15 protein-coding genes are annotated in these 15,471 nt (G+C 58.5%); 2 read left to right on the forward strand and 13 right to left on the reverse strand.

Annotated features, from left to right (window positions below; translation table 11 throughout):
- Nucleotides 1-79: 79 nt before the first annotated feature.
- The 11 genes from bamB to trmJ all read right to left on the reverse strand — a co-directional run bounded on the left by bamB (nucleotide 80) and on the right by trmJ (nucleotide 10,564).
- Nucleotides 80-1,225 (reverse strand): outer membrane protein assembly factor BamB, encoded by a 1,146-nt coding sequence (bamB, locus tag AC27HQ_RS00760; RefSeq protein ID WP_487153906.1) that lies wholly within the window; start codon nucleotides 1,223-1,225, stop codon nucleotides 80-82.
- The gene (locus tag AC27HQ_RS00765) at nucleotides 1,225-1,866 is read right to left on the reverse strand and encodes a YfgM family protein (RefSeq protein ID WP_487153907.1); all 642 of its coding nucleotides are present in this window, start codon (nucleotides 1,864-1,866) and stop codon (nucleotides 1,225-1,227) included. The genes bamB and AC27HQ_RS00765 overlap by 1 nt, the downstream gene beginning before the upstream one ends.
- Before the next feature lie 40 nt (nucleotides 1,867-1,906).
- Nucleotides 1,907-3,187, reverse strand: coding sequence for a histidine--tRNA ligase (gene hisS, locus AC27HQ_RS00770; RefSeq protein ID WP_487154186.1), 1,281 nt, complete (start codon nucleotides 3,185-3,187; stop codon nucleotides 1,907-1,909).
- A gap of 13 nt (nucleotides 3,188-3,200) precedes the next feature.
- Entirely contained in the window at nucleotides 3,201-4,313 is a 1,113-nt protein-coding gene (gene ispG / locus AC27HQ_RS00775) for a flavodoxin-dependent (E)-4-hydroxy-3-methylbut-2-enyl-diphosphate synthase (protein WP_487153908.1), read from the reverse strand.
- An 11-nt stretch (nucleotides 4,314-4,324) separates the two neighbouring features.
- Entirely contained in the window at nucleotides 4,325-5,236 is a 912-nt protein-coding gene (locus tag AC27HQ_RS00780) for a RodZ domain-containing protein (RefSeq protein WP_487153909.1), read from the reverse strand.
- Between the two features lie 2 nt (nucleotides 5,237-5,238).
- Nucleotides 5,239-5,994, reverse strand: a complete 756-nt coding sequence (pilW, locus tag AC27HQ_RS00785) for a type IV pilus biogenesis/stability protein PilW (protein ID WP_487153910.1) — start codon at nucleotides 5,992-5,994, stop codon at nucleotides 5,239-5,241.
- Nucleotides 5,995-6,017: 23 nt separating this feature from the next.
- Complete coding sequence (gene rlmN, locus AC27HQ_RS00790; protein ID WP_487153911.1) at nucleotides 6,018-7,169, reverse strand: dual-specificity RNA methyltransferase RlmN; 1,152 nt, start codon at nucleotides 7,167-7,169, stop codon at nucleotides 6,018-6,020.
- 36 nt (nucleotides 7,170-7,205) lie between these two features.
- Entirely contained in the window at nucleotides 7,206-7,634 is a 429-nt protein-coding gene (ndk, locus tag AC27HQ_RS00795; RefSeq protein WP_487153912.1) for a nucleoside-diphosphate kinase, read from the reverse strand.
- A gap of 118 nt (nucleotides 7,635-7,752) precedes the next feature.
- Nucleotides 7,753-8,916 carry an IscS subfamily cysteine desulfurase gene (locus AC27HQ_RS00800; protein ID WP_487153913.1) on the reverse strand — a complete coding sequence of 388 codons (1,164 nt, stop codon included), beginning with the start codon at nucleotides 8,914-8,916 and terminating at the stop codon, nucleotides 7,753-7,755.
- 2 nt (nucleotides 8,917-8,918) lie between these two features.
- Complete coding sequence (cysE, locus tag AC27HQ_RS00805; protein WP_487153914.1) at nucleotides 8,919-9,737, reverse strand: serine O-acetyltransferase; 819 nt, start codon at nucleotides 9,735-9,737, stop codon at nucleotides 8,919-8,921.
- A 2-nt stretch (nucleotides 9,738-9,739) separates the two neighbouring features.
- Nucleotides 9,740-10,564: a tRNA (cytosine(32)/uridine(32)-2'-O)-methyltransferase TrmJ gene (gene trmJ / locus AC27HQ_RS00810; protein WP_487153915.1), complete on the reverse strand. Its 825-nt coding sequence runs from the start codon at nucleotides 10,562-10,564 to the stop codon at nucleotides 9,740-9,742.
- Nucleotides 10,565-10,665: 101 nt separating this feature from the next.
- On the opposite strand from trmJ, the gene suhB reads away from it, so the two are divergent.
- Nucleotides 10,666-11,481 carry a type III secretion system regulator SuhB gene (suhB, locus tag AC27HQ_RS00815; RefSeq protein ID WP_487153916.1) on the forward strand — a complete coding sequence of 272 codons (816 nt, stop codon included), beginning with the start codon at nucleotides 10,666-10,668 and terminating at the stop codon, nucleotides 11,479-11,481.
- A 22-nt stretch (nucleotides 11,482-11,503) separates the two neighbouring features.
- Nucleotides 11,504-12,502: a UDP-glucuronic acid decarboxylase family protein gene (locus AC27HQ_RS00820; protein ID WP_487153917.1), complete on the forward strand. Its 999-nt coding sequence runs from the start codon at nucleotides 11,504-11,506 to the stop codon at nucleotides 12,500-12,502.
- 134 nt (nucleotides 12,503-12,636) lie between these two features.
- Here the strand turns inward: AC27HQ_RS00820 and secF are convergent, their stop codons facing one another.
- Nucleotides 12,637-13,551 carry a protein translocase subunit SecF gene (secF, locus tag AC27HQ_RS00825; RefSeq protein ID WP_487153918.1) on the reverse strand — a complete coding sequence of 305 codons (915 nt, stop codon included), beginning with the start codon at nucleotides 13,549-13,551 and terminating at the stop codon, nucleotides 12,637-12,639.
- Between the two features lie 10 nt (nucleotides 13,552-13,561).
- On the reverse strand, nucleotides 13,562-15,430 hold the full coding sequence (gene secD / locus AC27HQ_RS00830; protein WP_487153919.1) for a protein translocase subunit SecD: 1,869 nt from the start codon (nucleotides 15,428-15,430) through the stop codon (nucleotides 13,562-13,564).
- Nucleotides 15,431-15,471: the final 41 nt, after the last annotated feature.

The following is a 15,471-nucleotide window of genomic DNA, read 5'->3' on the forward strand; positions in this document are numbered from 1 at the left end:
CGGACGTCCGTGCAATAAACAACAATGCCGCTGCGCCTGAATCAACGGGCAGCGGCCGGCATAGTATAGCTGGCTGGCGTCAGCGCAGCTTCAGGGCAACCAGATTGCCGCTGTTACCATAAACATACAGCGTATCGCCTGCGGTAATAGGCGGGGCTCTGACACCCTTGCGGTCTACCCGGATGCGTGCAACCAGGCGCCCATCGGTTTGCGCCAGCAAGTGCACATAACCTTCATAGTCGGCCACTGCTACATAGCTGCTGAAGGCAACCGGCGCCGTCAGACTGCGGCGCAGCAGTGATTCGTTGGTCCACAGGGGCGTGGCACGACCACTTTCAACCGCTTCGACCTTGCCATCTGCATGGCTCAGATAAATGTTGCCAAAACCACTCGCCGGGCCACTGTAACTGGACGCGTCGCGCTGCCAGCGCAGATTACCGGACTCGGCATCAAGTGCCGTCATGCTGCCCTGAAAGGTAGCGACATACAGGGTATCGCCCTCGAGCAGCAGACGCCCGTCGATATCGACCATCCGCTCCAATTCGGAACGACCCTGCGGCTGTGCCACACGTTGCTCCCAGATGGGTAAACCGGTATCGGCAGCCAACGCCACCACACGTCCACTGGCCAGACCTGCATAGACCCGGCGCACATTCACGATTGGCGCACTGTGACCACGCACAGTAAGCACCGGCAAGGTCGACTCGTAAATCCAGCGTTGCTCGCCATTGCTGATATCCAGTGCTGTCAGCTTGTCGTCCTGGGTTTGCACCACGACAACGTCACCGTTGGTCTGTGGGGGTGCCAGCACTTCACTGGACAGCTGCGCGCGCCACTGCTCACTGCCGTCCTCTTCACTCAAGACAATGACTTCACCGTCCAGAGTACCGACCATGACTCGTCCGCCACCGGCGCCGACAGCCCCGGACAGGCGTTCTTTCAAGCGCACTTGCCATTTGATATCGCCGGTATCGCGCGCCATGGCAACAACCCGGCCACGATCATCGGCAGCATACAGAGTCAGACCATCAAGCTGCGGCACGAGGCTGTTAAACAGCTTGCCCTGCCCGCTACCAATGTTGCGACTCCAACTGCGTTCCAGCTCAGCCTCGGCTTCAAACTTTTCCAGTTCGGCGGGAGGCAACTCCTTCTTGCCGGAACCACTACAACCCAGAATCATCAGGGCTGACATACCCACAGCAAGAAAACGCAACGTCAGGTTCACTAGACTTCCTCCGCCAGATCATCCAGCTTTAACTGCAATTGTGGGCGCTGACGCGGATCTTCCAGGGCATCAATTGCCGCCTGGTAAGCTGCGCGCGCCTCCTCTACCCGACCCAGTCCCAGAAGCAGGTCACCACGCACTTCTTCACGGCCAGCCAGCAAAGGACCCGTCACCGGCTGCACGAACAGCTTCAGCCCTTCTTCGGCACGCTCCTGCGCGGCCAGAATACGGGCCAGGCGCTGACGGGCAACTTCATTCATAACCGCATCGGTACGGCTCTCGACCAGTTCGCTCAAGACCTGCTCAGCACTGGCCAGATCACCGCCCTCAACCGCCAGACGCGCCTGCATCAAGCCGGCAAAATCGGCGTAACGGGTACCGGCATAATCACTGCGGATCTGCGCTGCCAGCTCGGCACTGCGCGCCTTGGCTTCCTCGCTTTGATCGCTGAGCATGGTCTCCAGCATATTCTGGTAAAGCGCCGAGGCGTTGGCCGCCTGGGCTTCCTGGTAGTTATTCCAGCCCTGCCAACCGAATACACCCGCCAGGGCCAGTACCACCCCGGTCAACAACGGAACGCCATGGCTACTCCAGAGATCCTTGATTCTCTGAACCTGTTCTTCTTCTGTCTGGTAAGTCACCCTACACTCCTTGCCGTATCGATAGTGGCTTGCGTTCCGCTCACAACACTTGTTTTAGCTGCGCTGGCACGTCCTGCCAGGCAATATTTTTCTGTTCGCCATCCGTGCGTAACGGCTTCAGGCCGACCTGCTCAGCCAGCGCTTCCTCTTCACCCAGAATCAGGGCAAAGCGCGCACCAGACTTGTCAGCCTTCTTGAACTGGCTTTTGAAACTGCCGCCGCCACAATGCACTACCAGTCGCAGATCAGGCAAGGCGTCACGCAGGGTTTCAGCCAGACGGAAGCCCGCCAACACGGCTCCCGGCCCCAGGGTAACCAGGTAGACATCCACCTGATTGGCCAATTCAGCCGGCACCTTACCGAGGGTTTCGATTAACAGCAACAGTCTTTCGATACCCATGGCAAAGCCAACTGCCGGCGTTGGCTTGCCACCCAACTGCTCAACCAAACCATCGTAGCGGCCGCCAGCACAAACGGTACCCTGGGCACCCAACCTGTCGGTTGTCCATTCGAACACTGTCAACCCGTAATAATCCAGCCCTCGGACCAGCCGGGGGTTAAGCACATAGGGGACGCCTGCCGCGTCGAGCAGGGCACGCAGCCCCTGAAAATGCGCAACCGCTTGTTCATTCAGATAGTCCGCTAGCTTCGGCGCGTCCTGCAGCAGGGCCTGGGTCTGAGGATTCTTGCTGTCAAGAACGCGCAGCGGGTTGGAATCGAGGCGACGCTGGCTGTCCTCGTCCAGCTGATCAAAACGTGCGCGCAGGTAGTCAACCAGATCAGCACGATAACGGGCCCGGTCTTCACTGCTACCCAAGCTGTTCAATTCCAGTGTGACAGCCTCGCGCAGACCCAATTGCTGCCAAAGGCGCCAGGTCAGAATGATCAGCTCGGCATCAATATCCGGACCGGCAATATTGAAGGTTTCCACACCGATCTGATTGAACTGGCGATAGCGACCTTTCTGCGGACGCTCATGACGAAACATGGGACCGGCATACCAGACCTTCTGACTGACACCGCCACCGGTCAATCCATGCTCAAGCATGGCCCGCACACAGCCTGCAGTGCCTTCCGGACGCAGGGTCAGCGAATCACCGTTACGGTCGGCAAAGGTGTACATTTCCTTTTCAACGATGTCGGTCACCTCGCCGATCGAGCGCTTGAACAACTCGGTCGACTCGACAATCGGCATACGTACTTGCTGGTAGCCATAGCGGCCCAGCAGATCCGCAATGCTTCGCTCAAGGTACTGCCACAGGGCGCTGTGGGCGGGCAGAATATCGTTCATGCCGCGCACGGCTTGCAGGGTTTTCAACAGGGTCTTTCCTTATTCATCCACGGGCGATGGTATTGGCGTCCAGCGCCTGTTTTGCCGCAATTTTGTCACGAATCAGCCGCTCGAGGGTATCGACCAACTGCAGATTGTCGACCTTCTGATCGGGCGTCCCACCGACATAGATCAGGTTGTTCGGCGTGCCACCAGCTAAACCGATATCCGCCTCCTTGGCCTCGCCGGGGCCATTGACCACGCAGCCTATCACCGCCACATCCAGCGGCGTGACCACATCTTCAAGCCGCGCTTCAAGTTCATTCATGGTCTTGATGACATCGAAGTTCTGTCGTGAGCAGCTGGGACAGGCAATAAAGTTGATGCCACGCGAGCGCAAATGCAGGGACTTGAGCAGATCAAAGCCAACCTTGATCTCTTCAACCGGGTCAGCCGCCAAGGAGATACGGATTGTATCGCCTATCCCTTCAGCCAACAGCATGCCCAGGCCAACAGCAGACTTCACCGTACCTGAACGCAATGCACCCGCCTCGGTAATACCCAAATGCAGGGGCTGCTCGATCTGTGCGGCAAGCAAGCGGTACGCGCCAACGGCCATGAACACATCAGATGCCTTGACGCTGACCTTGAAGTCCTGAAAATCCAGCTTGTCCAGGTAAGCAACATGACGCAGGGCTGACTCAACCAGCGCCTCGGGCGTTGGCTCACCGTATTTCTTTTGCAGATCCTTTTCCAATGAACCGGCGTTCACACCGATGCGAATTGGAATGCCATGGTATCTGGCCGCATCCACCACCGCCCTAACACGGTCTTCCCGGCCAATATTGCCGGGGTTGATGCGCAGGCAATCCACACCCAGCTCGGCGACGCGCAGGGCAATCTTGTAATCAAAGTGAATGTCAGCTACCAACGGCAGACTGACCAGCCGACGGATTTCACCGAAGGCTTCGGCAGCCTGCATGCTGGGAACCGAAACGCGAACAATATCGGCACCCGCAGCCTGCAATTGGTTGATTTGCGCCACGGTTGCCGCTACATCACAGGTTTCCGTATTGGTCATGCTCTGCACTGATATAGGCGCATCACCACCCACCAGCACCGAGCCGACACGAATCTGCCGGGACACCCGGCGCTTTATCGGAGAAGCATGGTGCATTGACTGACTCCCTACTGGCCCAGTCGCAGGCGCACAACGCCGGACCGATTTGATGACGGTATAGTGACTGGCTGGCCCTGATAGTGGAAACGAGATACCGACTCGATTGCACCGACAAGCACCTCCACAGGGCCGCTGGCAGGCATCTGCAATTCCTGACCGGGCTGCATCAGTGCACTGTGCAGTACTCGACCATCAGCCGCCGTAATCTCGACCCAGCAACTCGCGCTGAACTGCATGCTCAGCCCGTCGTTTGACGTCGGCGCGGACACTGGAGCTTGCACTTGGGTTTCAGGCACAACTGCGGATTCAGGCTCGGCCTCAGCGGGAGCCGCTTCGGCAGTCGGCTCAGACAGGCTGTCGGAGTCATTGTCAGCGACAGGGGTCAATGGCAGCGCAACCTCACCCTGAATGGCCAAGGGCATGGGCGATGCATCAACCTTCACCTCTTCGATAGTTTGCACCACCTGATCGACACGCTCCGGGACCGGCTGAGCCATCCGGCTTTCATGCCACCAGAGCACACCGGAAGCAATAACAGCCAATACCACCAGCAGGCTGCCCATGCGGGTAAAGTGCAGGCCACGACGTACTGGTTTGTTCAGGGTATCTATGGCACCGACCTTACCTTCTCGCTCTTCGGCACCCGCGAACTGATCGAACTCCAAAACCAATCTGTTGGCATCCAGACCCAACAGGCGGGCATAACTGCGGACATAACCCCTAGAGAAGGTTATGCCTGGCAACCTCTCAAATCGGCCCGCCTCAATATGCTCAAGGGTCTTGACTGGCAAACGCAGACTGGCGGCGGCATCAGCAACCGACAGCTCACGCTTCTCACGCTCTGCACGCAAGGCCTTACCAGGATTTACTGGAGGGTTAACCGGTTCTTTGTCGATATTGTGCTGCTGATCAACTGTCATGCTTATTCCGAGGCACTCAAGGCCGCCGCTTCCGGGCTGGCAGGGTAAAGTCGCCGTAACTGCAGGGCATAACTGGCCGCGCGGTTGTGATCCTCAAAACGTCGTGCCAGCTGTACGCCCAGCCACAGGCTGCTGGCATCCTGACCGGACATTCGGGTAAAACTGAGGTAGTAATCCCAGGCCGGCACATAATTCTGCTCGGCAAATTCAATTCTCGCCAACTCCAACAGCGGCATGGGCTGTCGGCTGTTGAGACGTAACGAACGTTCGAAGCTGCTGCGCGCCTCAGCTGTATTGCCCATACGCGCATGGGTCAGGCCAATATTGGCAAACACCCTGGAACGCTCTCCATAAAGATTATCTTCAACCGCCGCCTCGAACTGCTGCAGGGCTTCCGGGTAGCGCTCCTGGTTAAGCAGAAACACCCCAAAGTTGTTCAAAACACGGGGGTTGTTCGGCTCACTGGCCAAAGCGGAACGAAAATGTCGTTCAGCAGCGGTGTACTCACCTTCCTGGGCAAACACCTGAGCCAGCGCGATATGTGCCGAGGCTGAGCGCGGATCGAGCTTTAACGCCTCGCTCAGGGGTGATTTGGCGCTTTCTGTCTCGCCCTGCTGCATGTAACCGATACCCAACTGGATGTAGGCATCACGCGCCGCATTCGGATCCGTCTTGCGACTCGGCTGATCGGTCGTCGTTACGCAGCCGGTCAGTATCAGCAGGCAGATCAGGCTGGTGGCGAGTCTTGTTCTGTTCATCTCAATCAATCCTTGGTTGGGAATTACCTGTCCTGGACAGAGGCAGACAGTTCAACGACCTCGTCCACGGGAAGTTCACGCAAGGCGATGTAACGCTCACTGCGACGCGTACGATCCATGACCTGCCCTACCAACTGGCCACAGGCGGCGTCGATGTCCTCACCACGCGTGGTGCGTACGGTCACCTGATAGCCAGCCTTGTGCAGCATGTCCTGAAAGCGCCGGATGCTGTTATTGCTGGGGCGCTCATAGCCCGAATGCGGAAAGGGATTAAAAGGAATCAGGTTAATCTTGCAGGGCGTTGAGCGCAGCAGCTCGATCATCTCTTCCGCCTGCTCAGGCTGATCGTTGACATCCTTGATCAGGGTGTACTCGATGGTCAGTACGCGCTTCTCGCCAAGGCGTGCGATATAACGGTTGCAGGCCGGCAACAGCACTTCCAGCGGGTATTTCTTGTTCAGCGGAACCAGTTGGTTGCGCAACGCATTGTTCGGCGCGTGCAGCGACAGCGCCAGGGCCACATCGGTGATCTCACCCAGACGCTCGATCATCGGCACTACGCCGGAGGTAGACAGGGTTACCTTGCGCTTGGAAATACCGTAACCCAGGTCATCCATCATCAGCAGCATGGCATCGACAACGTTATCAAAGTTCAGCAGCGGCTCCCCCATACCCATCATCACCACGTTGGTGATGGCGCGGTCGGACTTGGCCGGAATGGTCCCGAAGGACTTGTTGGCAACCCAGACCTGACCAATGATCTCGGCTACGGTCAGGTCACTATTGAATCCTTGTTTGCCGGTAGAGCAAAAGCTGCAATCCAGCGCACAGCCAGCCTGCGAGGATACGCACAGCGTCCCGCGGCCATTCTGTGGAATATAAACCGTCTCTACGCAACTGCCTGAAGCAACGCGTATCACCCACTTGCGGGTGCCATCCTTGGAGATATCTTCACTGACCACCTCGGGTGGTCGAATCTCGGCACAGGCGTCGAGCTTCTCGCGCAACGCCTTGCCGACATTGGTCATATCTTCAAAGCGATCGACACCAAAATGATGGATCCACTTCATGACCTGTCCAGCACGGAAACGTTTTTCCCCAAGACTCTCGAAGAAGGCTTCCATTTTCGGCTGTGTCAGTCCCAGCAGATTGATCTTGCCGGTTGTATCGGTCATGGCGGTCACATCACTTGGTTGGTGTCGAGAAACGCATCAGCCGCGGGGGCAGAGGTCAGTTTCAGCAAAGAAGTAGGCTACTTCACGGGCGGCCGAGGCTGCGGAGTCGGAGCCGTGAACTGCATTGGCGTCGATTGACTCAGCGAAGTCTGCGCGAATGGTACCGGCAGCGGCTTCCTTAGGGTTGGTTGCGCCCATCAGCTCACGGTTCTTCAGAACCGCACCCTCACCTTCCAGCACCTGAACAACAACCGGACCAGAAGTCATGAAACCAACCAGATCCTTGAAGAACGGGCGCGCACTGTGTTCAGCGTAAAAGCCTTCGGCATCGGACTGGGACAGCTGAACCATCTTGGCTGCGACAACGCGCAGACCGGCCTGCTCAAAGCGGCTGATGATCTGGCCAACAACGTTTTTGGCAACGGCGTCGGGCTTGATGATGGACAGGGTACGTTCTACGGCCATGAAACTCTCCAATGGGCAGTGATAGATCAATAAAGACAACAAGAAAGGTTAACTTGCCGATTATACGCAGGTTGCAGCCAAAGTCATTACGGCAGAACCGCCTGAATGCCGCACCCGCTCAAGCCGTCTGACGCAACCGCGTTACCACCTCGACCAGAATGCCTGCGGCCGCATCCATTTCAGCAGCCTGACTGAAGCGGCCGATCGACAGGCGCAGCGAGCTGTGAGCTAGGGCATCAGGTATGCCTATGGCACGCAGCACGAAGGAAGGTTCAACCGAGGCCGAGTTGCAGGCCGAACCGGAGGACAGCGCCAGATCCTTGAGCGCCAGCAACAGCAGCTCACCATCCACGCCAGCAAAGGCCAGATTCAGGTTATGCGGGATGCGCTGCTGATCACTGCCATTCAGGCTGACACCAGAAAGACCGGACAAGCCGTCGAGCAAGCGTTGGCGCAGGGCGCGAATGTGCGCATCGTCCTGCTGCATCTGCTGGCCCGCCAGAGCAAAGGCCTCGCCCATGCCGACAATCTGATGGGTCGCCAGCGTGCCGGAGCGCATGCCGCGCTCGTGTCCACCACCATGGATCAATGCCTCCAGCTTGAGCTGCGGGTCACGCCGCACAAAGAGCGCACCAATACCCTTGGGACCATAGGTCTTGTGCGCGCAGAAGGACATCAAGTCAACCGGGAGGCTGCGAAGGTCGATGGGCAACTTGCCCGTCGACTGAGCCGCATCCACATGCATGATGGCGCCAGCGGCGTGGGCAATTTCACCGAGTGCCGCGATGTCATTGATGGTGCCGATTTCATTGTTGACGTGCATCAGCGACACCAACAGGGTGTCGTCACGCAGTGCAGCGCGCAATTGCTCAGGCTGAATCAGACCCTCTGTGTCCGGCTGCAGGTAGGTCACCTCAAAGCCTTCCAGCTCGAGTTGCTTGCAGCTGTCGAGCACGGCTTTGTGTTCAATCTGCGAGGTAATGATATGTCGCCCGCGCTGGGCGCGGGCGCGGGCCAGGCCTTTGATGGCCAGGTTATCCGACTCGGTCGCACCGGATGTCCAGATGATTTCGCGTGGATCCGCACCGACCAGGTCAGCAATCTGGCGCCGCCCCAGCTCAACCGCCTCTTCGGCACGCCAGCCGAAGATATGCGAGCGTGACGCCGGATTGGCGAAATTGCCCTCCAGCGTCAGGCAAGCGGCCATTTTCTCGGCCACCCGCGGGTCCACCGGGGTGGTCGCGGCATAGTCCAGATAAATGGGGCGCAATGCATCCAGCATAGTCAGGACGACTCCCGCCCGGCTGCCCGCTGTACTTTACCCGCTTCAGATTCAATCGCATCCTTGAGCATGTCAAAATCATCACCACCCAAGCTCGGCAACTCCTTGGCGCAATAATCACTACCCAACTCACTAAGGGCAGCACACATGCCCTGCAGGCGATTGTCCACGGCATGCATGTGATCAAGCATCTGACCTATGGCATTAGCGACCGGATCAGGCATATCGCGGGTCACACCATAGGCATCGAAACCGAGTTTTTCCGCCATGGCCTGGCGCCGCGCACAACTGGCATCCGCCGGCTCGACATCCTTGAGAATGATGCGCCCGGGAATACCCACTGCCGTCGCACCCGGCGGCACCGCCTTGGTCACCACGGCGTTGGAGCCGATCTTGGCGCCTGCACCCACCGTGAAGGGACCCAGCACCTTGGCACCGGCACCGACCACGACACCATCCTCCAGGGTTGGATGGCGCTTGCCCTTGTTCCAGCTGGTGCCACCGAGGGTTACACCCTGATAAAGGGTGACGTCATCACCGATCTCGGCAGTCTCGCCAATCACCACACCCATGCCGTGGTCAATAAAGAAGCGCCTGCCTAATTTGGCACCGGGATGTATCTCCACGCCGGTCGCCCAGCGAGCAAAGTTGGAGACCATACGACCCAGCAGATAAGCCCGACGAATCCACAGCGCATGGGCCAGACGATGCAACCAGATTGCATGCAGGCCGGGATAGCAGAACAGCACCTCGAGCGTCGAACGGGCAGCTGGATCGCGGTGGAATACGCTGGCGATATCTTCCTTCATGCGCTTGAACATGCTCATTCTCTCCGCTCACCGGCGGCTTTGACGCCGATGGCTTTCTGGGTTTGGGTCAGGATACCGCGCAGGATGTTCATTTCCATCCGGTTGATCCGAATGCGACCAAACAGGCGACGGAGGCGCGGCATCAACTGTCTTGGTTTCTGCGGGTCAAGGAAGCCGATTTCAACCAGTACCTGCTGCAAATGGGCAAAATATTGCTCCAGCTCCTCGGCCGTGGTCGGAATCTCGTTCTGCGTTGCCGTGGTCTCGACCTTGAGCATATGGGTCGGCTGGCCCTGGCGCTGCAGCCCCTGCATGCGCAGCTCGTAAGCCAGAACCTGCACAGCCGCCGCCAGATTCAGCGAGCTGAAATCCGGATTCGAGGGAATATGCACATGGAACTGACAGCGCTGCAGCTCGTCACTGGTCAGCCCCGAGTGCTCGCGGCCAAACACCAGCGCAACCTGGCAGCCCGGCAGGCTGTCCAACTGGTCGAGTACTTTGTCGGCCGCCTCACGCGGGTCCACCACCGGCCAGGGAATGCGCCGGTCACGCGCGCTGGTACCCATCACCAGCACACAGTCGGCTATCGCTTCCTCAAGGGTGGCGACCACCAGGGCGTTCTCCAGCACATCGTCGGCACCCGCGCCACGGGCACTGGCATTCGGGTCAGGGAAGCGCTCTGGGTCAACCAGCACCAGGCGGGTCAGACCCATGTTTTTCATGGCCCGAGCAGCCCCACCAATATTGCCGGGATGACTAGTATTGACCAGAACCACACGTACATTGTCGAGCACAACGGACTCCGGAGCGAGCAGCAGCGAGGGAACAGGACCTCGCATCTTACAAAAGCCAGAAGACAAAGACCATGACGCATTCAAGTTGTCAGGCTTATCTGCTACAATTTCCGGCTTTTCATCATTCCCTTACCAGAGACACCCGTATGCAGCCCATGTTGAACATCGCCCTGCGCGCCGCCCGCAGTGCCGGAGAACTGATCTATCGCTCCGTGGAGCGGCTCGACGTTCTGACCGTCAACGAAAAAGAGGCCAATGACTACGTCAGCGAAGTTGACCGGGCTGCAGAACAAAGCATCATCGCCACCCTGCGCAAATCCTTCCCGGATCATGGTATTCACGCTGAGGAGTCGGGCTTTCAGCCGGGCACCGGCGAAGGCGCCGATATTGTCTGGATCATTGACCCGCTGGACGGCACCACCAACTTCCTGCGCGGCATTCCGCACTATGCCGTGAGCATTGCCTGCCGCATCAAGGGCCGTATCGAACACGCCGTGGTGCTGGATCCGGTCCGTCAGGAAGAATTCACTGCCAGCCGCGGTCGCGGCGCGGCGCTAAACGGCAAGCGCCTGCGCGTCAGTGCGCGTAAGACGTTGGATGGCGCCCTGCTGGGTACCGGTTTCCCGTTTCGCAGTGACCAAGTCGACGACCTCGACAACTATCTGGGCATGTTCCGCAGCCTGGTTGGCCAGACTGCGGGCATTCGCCGCTGCGGCGCCGCCAGCCTGGATCTGGCCTATGTGGCTGCCGGTCGCTATGATGCCTTCTGGGAATTCGGTCTGGCCGAGTGGGATATGGCCGCAGGCAGCCTACTGATTCAGGAAGCGGGCGGGCTGGTCAGTGATTTCACCGGCGGCCACCATTTCCTCGACAGGGGCCACGTGGTCGCCGGCAACCCCAAGTGCTTCAAAGCCGTACTGACGGCTATTCAGCCGCACCTTACGCCGGCGATGAAGCGTTAAGGCGACTTCAGGGGCCTGACACATGCACAACATTCTGGTGACCGGTGGCGCTGGCTTCATTGGTCGCCACCTGTGTCAGGCGCTGCTGGATAAAGGACACAATGTTATCTGTGTCGACAACTTCAGCAGCAGCCACCCCAACGACCTCGGCCCGTTGCGCGCGCAAATCGGGTTCCAGTTGATCGAACAGGATATCTGCACCCCGCTGGATCTGCCGTTAAAGATCGAGCGCATCTTCAACCTCGCCAGTCCAGCCTCGCCCGTTCGCTATCAGCTGGACCCGATTCAGACCCTGAAAACCAATGTCGTCGGCACATTGAACCTGTTGGAGCTAGCCCGCCAACATGGCGCCCGGCTGCTGCAAGCCTCAACCAGTGAGGTCTATGGCGACCCCCTGACCAGTCCACAACACGAATCCTACAACGGCAACGTCAATCCCATCGGCCCGCGTGCCTGCTATGACGAAGGCAAGCGTTGTGCCGAGACCCTGTGCAGCGATTATCGGCGACAATTTCAGCTGGATACACGGATCGTGCGTATTTTCAACACCTACGGCCCCGGCATGCAGATCGACGATGGCCGCGTGATTACCAACTTTATCGCCCAGGCGCTAAGCAATCGGCCCATGACCGTCTATGGTGACGGGTCGCAAACCCGTAGCTTCTGCTATGTCGCCGACCTGGTCGATGGCCTGCAGCGCCTGATGGCGCTCCCTGATCACAACGGCGAACCGGTCAATCTGGGCAATCCGGAGCCCGTCAACATGCTGCAGCTGGCCTCGTTGATTCAACGCCTCTGCCACTCCCGCTCTACCCTTGTCCATCGCCCTCTTCCGCAGGACGATCCGTTGCAAAGAGAGCCGAATATCGAACGCGCCCGGCAGTTACTCGGCTGGCTGCCAAGCACCCCGCTATCGGAAGGACTGCAACGGACCATCGACGCACTGCAAAGCCGGCTGGAGCAGGATAATGCCTGCAACAATGCTCAGTCAGCCCGACCCGATATCGCACAGATCCTCTAACCTCGCTGGCTTGAGAAACCATTCACGCCCTCAGCAGGCTGTATTACAGCTTGATCCGCCGCCTTGGTCCGCCATTAAGGCAGCCATAAAAAAGCCCCGATCAGTGACCGGGGCTTTGTTGGTATCGACCCGAATCAAGGCCGTTCGTCGGCAGCCTCTTCGATCTGCGGCGGAATAAGATCTTCACGCGTCAGATTCATCGTCATCAACAGGCCGTTGGAGACGTAAATGGACGAGTAAGTACCGACCAGCACACCGATCAACAGCGCCGTGGCAAAGCCATGGATGTTTTCACCACCGAAGAAGAACAGCGCCAGCAACACCAGAATGGTCGAGAAGGACGTTGCCAGGGTCCGCGCCAGCGTCTGGGTGGTAGAGACGTTGATGACCTCTTCCAGTTCGGCCTTGCGCATGATCCGCAGGTTTTCCCGCACCCGGTCAAACACCACAATAGTATCGTTCAGTGAGTAACCAATCACCGCCAGCAGTGCCGCCAGCACGGTCAGGTCGAACGACAGGCCAAAGAAGGCAAAGAAGCCAAGGGTAAAGATGACGTCATGCACCAGGGCAACAATTGCGGCCACGGCAAACTTCATCTGAAAGCGCAGCGATACATACAGCAGGATGCCACCCATGGCCAGCAACATGCCGAGGCCACCCTTGTCGCGCAGCTCTTCCCCCACCTGCGGGCCAATAAACTCGACGCGTTTGACGGTGACGGCACTGCCATCCTCGCGCTGGATCAAGCCAGCAATCTGGCCACCCAAATTCGGATCGTCACTGGCCAGACGAATCAGCACATCCGTTGAGGCGCCGAAATTCTGGACCACGGCATCGGACCAGCCTTCGGTCCGCAGCATCTGGCGAATATCTTCCAGGTCTGGCGGCGTCTCGTAGTTCAACTCGACCAGAGCCCCCCCGGTAAAGTCCAGACCAAGGTTCAGTTGCTTGATCGCCAGGCTGACAACCGAGCCAACCATCAGAACAATGGCAACCGCGAAAAAGAACTTGCGCAGCGCCATGAAATTGATTGTTTTGTTGATAATCATGATGCGTTCCTCAGAGCCACAGCTTTTTGATGTCACGGCCGCCGGCGGTCAGATTGACCATAGCGCGGGTGACCATAATGGCACTGAACATCGAGGTCAGAATCCCCAGCGACAGCGTCACGGCAAAGCCCTTGATCGGACCGGAACCCATGGCAAAGAGAATCACACCCACCAGCAGGGTAGTCAGGTTACCGTCAACAATAGCCGAGAACGCCTTGTCAAAACCCTCGTGGATGGCGCGCTGGGCCGACATGCCGGCTGCCACCTCTTCCTTTATACGCGAGAAGATCAGCACGTTGGCATCCACTGCCATACCCAGGGTCAGTACGATACCGGCAATACCTGGCAGGGTCAGGGTCGCGCCCAGCAGAGACATCAACGCCAGCAGCAACACCAGGTTGAAGCTCAGGGCAATGCCGGCAAAGATGCCGAACACCCGATAGACCAGCACCATGAAGATCAGTACCAGAATGAAGCCAACCTGGGTCGCAGTAACGCCCTTGGCAATGTTCTCTGCACCCAGACTCGGACCTATGGTGCGCTCCTCGACAAAGTACATGGGCGCAGCCAGACCACCAGCGCGCAACAGCAGCGCCAGTTCGGAGGCTTCGGCGGGCGAGTCCAGACCGGTAATGCGGAAATTGTTACCCAGGGTACTCTGGATGGTTGCCAGGCTGATGATGGCCTTTTCTTCAACAAAAGCCGGCACTTCAACCCGCTGCATGACGCCGTCGACGTCCTGCATGACCTCTCGAGTGATCTGCCGCTGCTCGATAAAGAGTACCGCCATGCCGCGCCCGACGCTGTTACGCGTGGCGCGGGTCATCAGCTCGCCACCATGGCCATCCAGGGTGATGTTGACCTGAGGGCGGCCATTTTCGTCAAAATTGGACTGCGCATTGGTGACCTGGTCACCGGTCAGAATCACACTGCGCTCAACGTCAGCCGGTGGACGGCTGCCACCGCGGAATTCAAAGTTCTCAACCGTTGCGCGGGGCGCATCTGGCTCGGCGGCCAGACGAAACTCAAGGTTGGCTGTCTTGCCAAGAATCCGTTTGGCTTCGGCGGTGTCCTGCACGCCAGGCAACTCAACCACAATACGATTGGCACCCTGGCGCTGAACCAGGGGCTCTGCCACACCCAGCTCGTTGACCCGGTTGCGTACTGTAGTCAGGTTCTGGTTGACGGCATATTCGCGAATCGAGGCCATCTCGGCATCGGTCAGGGCAAGCCGTAATACCTCTAGCTCGTCACGCGTCACGGTACTGAGCTGGAATTGAGTGTACTGGCGAGCAATCAGCCGCTGCGCCTGGTCAAGCTGTTCCGCATCGGTAAAACCGAACTGCAGTACATTGGCCTGACTGGGCATGCTGCGAAAACGCACACGCTCACCGCGCAACAACGTGCGCACTTCACTCTCGTAGACATTGACCCGTGCTTCGATGGCTTTATCCATATCCACTTCCAACAGGAAGTGCACACCACCGGACAGATCCAGACCCAGCTTCATGGGGCCTGCACCAATCGCCTTCAACCAGTCAGGTGTGGTCTGGGCCAGATTCTGCGCTACCACAAACTGGTCGCCCAGGGTCCGCCGAACGATATCCTGGGCCGGCAACTGATCACTGCGCTTGACCAGACGCACCAGACCCGAACGGGCCAGATTGGCCACTTCGGTGCCCTTGGTCTGGATACCCGCCTGATTAAGCGCCAGCTCAATGCGATCTAGATCGCGCTGTTCGACGCTGTAGGTCGAGCTGGATCCGGAAATCTGGATCGCCGGATCATCCGGATAAAGATTGGGCATGGCATAGACAAGGCCGAGCCCGAGCACGACCAGTATCAGCAGGTATTTCCACAATGGGTAACGATTGAGCATATCTGAGCCCGATAACAAGCCGGGCGCCCATGGGCGCCCGG

It is taken from the genome of Halopseudomonas sp. 4NH20-0008 (assembly GCF_057548395.1).